Genomic DNA, 3,798 nt, shown 5'->3' with positions numbered 1-3,798 from the left:
GGGCTTTTTTAAGACTAAAAATTTTATTTACTTCTTAGATAGTTTTTCTATTAATTCATCTCTATCTTTTATCATTCTTTCATATAGTTCTACTACTTTGTCAAGGGGATTAAATGTACAGTTATTCGAGAAAAAACCATCTCCTTTATTTTCATAAAAGGTATTTATATAATTATTTGTAGTTTCTTCATTCATATTTTTAATAGCTTCTACAGGTACTTTTAGAGCCTGAGAGACTTTTTCTAATATTTTGTCTTCTAGTTGTTCTTTTTGTTCGTAATCGGATACGGTAGACTGGGTAACTCCTAAATCAAAGGCTAGGGATTCTTGTTTGATTCCTAACATTTCTCTTAGTCTTTTTATGTTTCTTCCTTGATGTATTTTTTTAGAGGCTGTATCTGTATTCATAAACAAAGGGTTTTAGCAAAAGTATGAAAATACTAATAAAAAGAAAGTGATATTTTATGGGAATTTTTCTATTTAATAAGGGCTTATTCTATGGTATAGGTTTCTTTTTTAGTTTCTCTTTGTGGTAAAAAAATGGGAATGGAAAGAAAAAAAGAAGGTTTACTGGAAAGTTCAGGGGATTACTTGACCTCTTTATCTAAGATGGATATGGAAAGTTATAAGGAGTTAGGTTTTATTTTAAAATCTATTGTGAGGGTTAGTCAAAGTGCTATTTTAGCTAAGGAAAGTAATATTCATTTGCATAGGGATTGGGATATTTATAATCTTTTAACTCTTATTGAAAAACTTATTCCTGATTCGGAATTGGAGTTTTTGGATAAGGTTTATAATTCTGGGTATTAGGTTGGTTAATTATTTTATGTTTTCAAAGCTACTGTTTGCATTTGTTTGCGGAGTTATTTTTCCTCCTGTGGAACAGATACAAAAGGAATCGGTGGTTAGTTCTTGTTTTCCGTCTATGGTAAAAACAGAGGTATTTTGCCATTTAATTAAGGCGGGTTGGCAGGGTAAGTAGCCTCCTGGGATGGGTTTTAGTTTGCATAGTCCAAAGGGGATAATGTTGGTGTTAGCTTCTTTGTCTTGTTCGGTGGCTTGTAATTTTCCTGCCAGGCTTACAAAGTTTTGGCTGGTTACTTGTATTGGGGTTGGTTCTGTTCCCTCTGAACATTCTAATTGGGTGTCTTGGTTTATGGGGAATGTCATTTCTTTTCAATTATAAATTCTTCATCACTAATTTTTTTTAATATAATATTTTCTATTTTTGCAATGCCCTTTTTACCTACAATTCCTATAAATTTATGTTCTATTCCTGTTTTTATTTCTTCTCCTTCTATATCATATGAATAATTTACTATAATTGTAACTTCTTCTCCTTTCTTATAATTACAAGTTTGAACCACAATATTAATTTTTTTCCCAAATACAAGGCTCTCTAGCTCATTTTCATAATTTTCATCCATAAATTTGATTGATATAATATCCTCTTCCTTTATTCCCTTACAGACACGATTATTAGAAAATTGCCCAAAAATAAAAGTATAATTAAAAAAGAGCATCAAAAAGAGTATTCTATTTATATTATTCACAATCTAAATTTTTTTCTGTGGTTATAAAATTTCGTTTAACTTCTAAGGTATCCTCATGTATCTTTCCTTTTTCATCTATCCATATCCGAGTTCTTCCTTTTTTGTAATAAGTAGTTGTATCTATTGGGCATGAAATAGCTAAATATCTATCATTAAAACTTGAAAAAAAATCTTTTGTAGTGTAATTATAATCAGATTCTTTATCATAATTTTCAAACCCATTATCTTCCACATGTCCTGTACTAGATGAGATGTCTAAAATATCGATAATTTTATTATTTTTAATAGTTACTAATAAGAATGATTTTACATAATCAGAATAATAAAATAAAACTAATGTTTCAAAGCTATCTTTTGTATCTATATAAGAATAATAATATAAATCATCGAAATTAAGATTTTCTTTTAGTTTTTTATATAGATTGGTAGAACTAGATACTTTATAACTATTTTTAAAACTGTTATTAAAAAGATATGTGCTATTTAACATATTAGAAGTAAAATCTGTACTCCCATACTGTAAATATTGAATATCTTCTGTTTTGGGAGGACATATTTTTGTTTTTTCTTCATTTATTTTACAAGAAAATAAGTAAAATAATAATAAAAGGAAATAATAATTTTTCATAGGTTATTCTGGTTTTAAAGAAAATTTAGTCCCCATATCAACATGGTAATGATTATCATGAACAGTACTAGGATCCCATAAAATCCCCAATGTTCCTGATACTTTAAATCCTTTATTTTTTAGTTTATGGCTCAATATTATTCTAGTAAAACTATGTTTACCTAAACAGTCCATAAAAAATTGAGTTTTTTCTAAATTAACTTGACTAGGAGTTCCGCCTCCTTTTATTGTTCCATTCTTACCTAAAAATCTTATATCAAAGGCACCTGAATTAGCATGATGTGTTTTACTAGATGATGCATATGTTGGACCATCAGAAGGAGACCTCATATCTCCTATAGATATAATATCTGAATATGTTTTATTATACTCTAGTATAGAATTAATCATATTTGCAATATATTCAGCTTTCCCCCATTGATCCTTAACTCTATTAGGGACATCATTTCGTTGGTAAAATTCATAAATTACTTTTTTATCAAAAGTATACTGTCCATTTAATGCATTAGGATTATCTGCAGGAAGTTCTACCATACCATAACTATTAACATCAAAATAATCTTTCTTCCCTTTTTTATACCCTACTACCAAGGCATTAACTTTAGTATCAGGATTCTCTGCTACCCATGCCTGTATAGGTTCATCCACTACTTTAATAATTATTTTAGATTCTTTATTTGTATGTCCATCTACTTCCCAAGAATATTGACCATGTCTTCTATTTATTATATCTTGTCTTTTTTGATTTCCATCACTAGTACCCTTTAGTCCACCATCTTGTTTTTGAGGTGGTGGGCAATTAATTCCTATTTCAATACATTTATCTTCGTCTCCTCCTGGCATAAGGTTTAGTTTTTAAAGTTAATATAATTAATCCCAAAATCGATTTCTTTTTTGTTTACTTTGGTAGTATTCCCACTGCTTTTGTTCAAAATCCTGCCACTGCTGGTAGGTATAGTCTTTTCCTTTGTAGGTTTTGTATATGGCATCCTCTTCTATCTCATTACCTTCAATAACAGAATTTCCCTCTTGTTTAATTAAATTTTTTTTGAAATAAAATGTTTTTTCCATTTTAGCAATTCCCTCTTTGTCTACCACTCCTTTAAGAATACACTTTTCTTCTGTTTCTTCATCAAAAGGTTTCCCTATAACTGTTACAATTTCTCCCTCTTCATAGTTTCGAGTCTGTACAAAAACATGAGATTCTTCTCCATAAGGCACTTCTTCTAAACGCTTTTCCATATTTTTATCCATTACATAAATATCCAATATGGCTTTCTCCTTTCCATACAAGAAGTTTTCAGGCTGTGCCATTCTTCCCATATTCGGAGCCTTATAATCCAAAGTACTCTTTGCTGAATACAAGGCCGTCGTTCCATGTACGTGCATCTGTCCCATAGCTCCCATTTCTGCATTTCCTTTGGTGTAAGTAATTAACTTCTGCTTTCCGTAGAGATCTAGGTAGTTCATCGCTTCCACCTCCATACTCTGACTACTATGCAGTAGAGTTTTCTTTCCACTATATTGACTTATTTCTTTCCCTGCAGTAGTGCTTATATTGTTTCCTACTTTGGTAGTTAAGTTTTCTTGGATGTCAATCTCCATATTCTTAGCCTT

6 protein-coding genes and 1 pseudogene are annotated in these 3,798 nt (G+C 30.1%); 1 reads left to right on the top strand and 6 read right to left on the bottom strand.

Annotated elements, in window-relative coordinates; translation table 11 throughout:
- Positions 1 to 27 precede the first annotated feature (27 nt).
- A complete protein-coding gene (locus ETU08_RS08205) occupies positions 28 to 408 on the bottom strand; it encodes a helix-turn-helix domain-containing protein (protein WP_146262549.1) in 381 nt (126 codons plus the stop codon).
- 138 nt (positions 409 to 546) lie between these two features.
- Here ETU08_RS08205 and ETU08_RS08200 point away from each other — a divergent pair, with 138 nt between their 5' ends.
- A complete protein-coding gene (locus ETU08_RS08200) occupies positions 547 to 810 on the top strand; it encodes a hypothetical protein (RefSeq protein WP_146262548.1) in 264 nt (87 codons plus the stop codon).
- Between the two features lie 9 nt (positions 811 to 819).
- On the opposite strand, the gene ETU08_RS08195 is transcribed toward ETU08_RS08200, so the two are convergent.
- The 5 genes and pseudogenes from ETU08_RS08195 to ETU08_RS08175 all read right to left on the bottom strand — a co-directional run.
- The gene (locus tag ETU08_RS08195; RefSeq protein WP_146262547.1) at positions 820 to 1,170 is read right to left on the bottom strand and encodes a DUF4280 domain-containing protein; all 351 of its coding nucleotides are present in this window, start codon (positions 1,168 to 1,170) and stop codon (positions 820 to 822) included.
- Positions 1,167 to 1,427: a hypothetical protein gene (locus ETU08_RS08190; RefSeq protein WP_146262546.1), complete on the bottom strand. Its 261-nt coding sequence runs from the start codon at positions 1,425 to 1,427 to the stop codon at positions 1,167 to 1,169. Before ETU08_RS08190 ends, ETU08_RS08195 begins: the two co-directional genes overlap by 4 nt.
- 118 nt (positions 1,428 to 1,545) lie before the next feature.
- Entirely contained in the window at positions 1,546 to 2,181 is a 636-nt protein-coding gene (locus tag ETU08_RS08185; protein WP_146262545.1) for a hypothetical protein, read from the bottom strand.
- A gap of 3 nt (positions 2,182 to 2,184) precedes the next feature.
- Positions 2,185 to 3,024, bottom strand: coding sequence for a hypothetical protein (locus ETU08_RS08180; RefSeq protein WP_146262544.1), 840 nt, complete (start codon positions 3,022 to 3,024; stop codon positions 2,185 to 2,187).
- Between the two features lie 27 nt (positions 3,025 to 3,051).
- Positions 3,052 to 3,798: pseudogene (locus ETU08_RS08175) on the bottom strand (hypothetical protein); the annotation flags it as partial.

The organism is Apibacter muscae, from assembly GCF_007845635.1.
GTDB classification, from domain to species: Bacteria; Bacteroidota; Bacteroidia; order Flavobacteriales; family Weeksellaceae; genus Apibacter; species Apibacter muscae.
The sequence above is the reverse complement of the archived record's forward strand: the minus strand, read 5'-3'. Positions and strand labels throughout refer to the sequence as shown.

Excerpts from the sequence above, each read along its gene's own strand:
- ETU08_RS08205 (WP_146262549.1), bottom strand. The coding sequence starts at position 408 with ATGAATACAGATACAGCCTCTAAAAAAATACATCAAGGAAGAAACATA.
- ETU08_RS08200 (WP_146262548.1), top strand. The coding sequence starts at position 547 with ATGGAAAGAAAAAAAGAAGGTTTACTGGAAAGTTCAGGGGATTACTTG.
- ETU08_RS08195 (WP_146262547.1), bottom strand. The coding sequence starts at position 1,170 with ATGACATTCCCCATAAACCAAGACACCCAATTAGAATGTTCAGAGGGA.
- ETU08_RS08190 (WP_146262546.1), bottom strand. The coding sequence starts at position 1,427 with ATGGATGAAAATTATGAAAATGAGCTAGAGAGCCTTGTATTTGGGAAA.
- ETU08_RS08185 (WP_146262545.1), bottom strand. The coding sequence starts at position 2,181 with ATGAAAAATTATTATTTCCTTTTATTATTATTTTACTTATTTTCTTGT.
- ETU08_RS08180 (WP_146262544.1), bottom strand. The coding sequence starts at position 3,024 with ATGCCAGGAGGAGACGAAGATAAATGTATTGAAATAGGAATTAATTGC.